Origin of the sequence: Streptomyces sp. SID11385 (assembly GCF_010548245.1) — a bacterium.
GTDB lineage: Bacteria > Actinomycetota > Actinomycetes > Streptomycetales > Streptomycetaceae > Streptomyces.
In genome coordinates, this window is the sequence record NZ_JAAGLR010000369.1 from 1 (window position 1) to 1,222 (window position 1,222).

A 1,222-nucleotide genomic window follows, 5' to 3' on the forward strand; every position below is an offset into this window, starting at 1 on the left:
CAGCGGGCGGGGCGGGCGTCCGGGCAGCGCGAGGCTCGCGAGCGGGCCGTCGGGCCGCTCCACGCTCAGCTCCCCGGCCGCCGTGCCGAGCCGCACCGCGGTGATCACGGGGCCGCCCGTGACGACCCGCTCGACGTCGACCCCGAGCCGCGCCCCGAGCCACCGCGCGAGAAGCTCCGCGCTCGGATTGTCCGCCTCGCTCTCCACGACGGCGGACCGCACGGGGCCGGGGACCTGGTCGAGCGCGGCGGCGAGCGTCGAGCGCCACAGCGTGAGCCGCGTCCAGGCGAGGTCCGTGTCGCCGGGGGTGTAGGAGCGGCGCAGCCCGGCGAGGAAGGCCACCGGGTTCTCGGACGCGTACGCGTCGGTGATGCGGCGCTGCGCGAGGGCGCCCAGCGGGTCCGCCGCCGGGTTCTCCGGGGCGCCGTACGGCCACCAGGCCACGACCGGCACGTCGGGGAGCAGCAGCGGCAGCACGACCGAGTCGGCGTGCTTGCCGACCTCCCCGTACAGGCGCAGCACCACGATCTCGCCCGCGCCCGCGTCGTCCGCGCCCACCCGCACCTCGGCGTCCAGACGCGCCAGCGCGCGGCGGTGCGGGGAGCGGGAGGTACGGCGGATGACGAGCAGGATGCGCGCGGGGTGCTCGCGCGCGGAGGCGCCCGCGGCGCGCAGCGCGTCGTACGCGTCCTCCTCGTCCGTGACGACGAGCAGCGTCAGCACCCGTCCCACGGTCGGCGTGCCGAGCGCCCGGCGGGCGGACACGAGGGCCTTGTTGATGTCGCTGGAAGTGGTGTCGGTGAGATCGATCCTCATGGTGTGCGCGTTGCTCCGTCCCAAGTCGTACGAGCGCCGTACGAGGTCGTACGGACGCCTCGCGCCTTCCCCACGCGACCTCCGGAGGCCGCCCGCGGCGGCCACGGACTCCCGGAGCACCGGTCGCGTCCCGGGTTCAGCGTACGAGCGTGCCCACCCCGGGCGGCAGCCACCCGGCACTGTGAAACGATCCCGTGCGCGGCGCGCCCCGCGCCGGGAACGGACACCAGCCCATGACGGCCCCCACCACCGCCGGCCTCCTCGCCCGGCTCGCCCCGCTCGGCCCCTACTTCGCCGTCGCCACCACGCCCCCGCCCGACGCGGCCGCCTACCGGCCCCTCGCCGCGCTCCCGGGCGCCGCCTTCGACGACTGGACCGCCCTCGTCGGCGCCCGCCTCGGCACGGG

The 1,222-nt window shown here is 77.4% G+C and carries 1 protein-coding gene; it reads right to left on the bottom strand.

Going from position 1 to position 1,222, the window contains the following annotated elements:
• Window positions 1-816: glucose-6-phosphate dehydrogenase assembly protein OpcA (gene opcA / locus G3I42_RS11035; RefSeq protein WP_164284901.1), on the bottom strand; the 816-nt coding region annotated here is incomplete at its 3' end.
• Window positions 817-1,222: the final 406 nt, after the last annotated feature.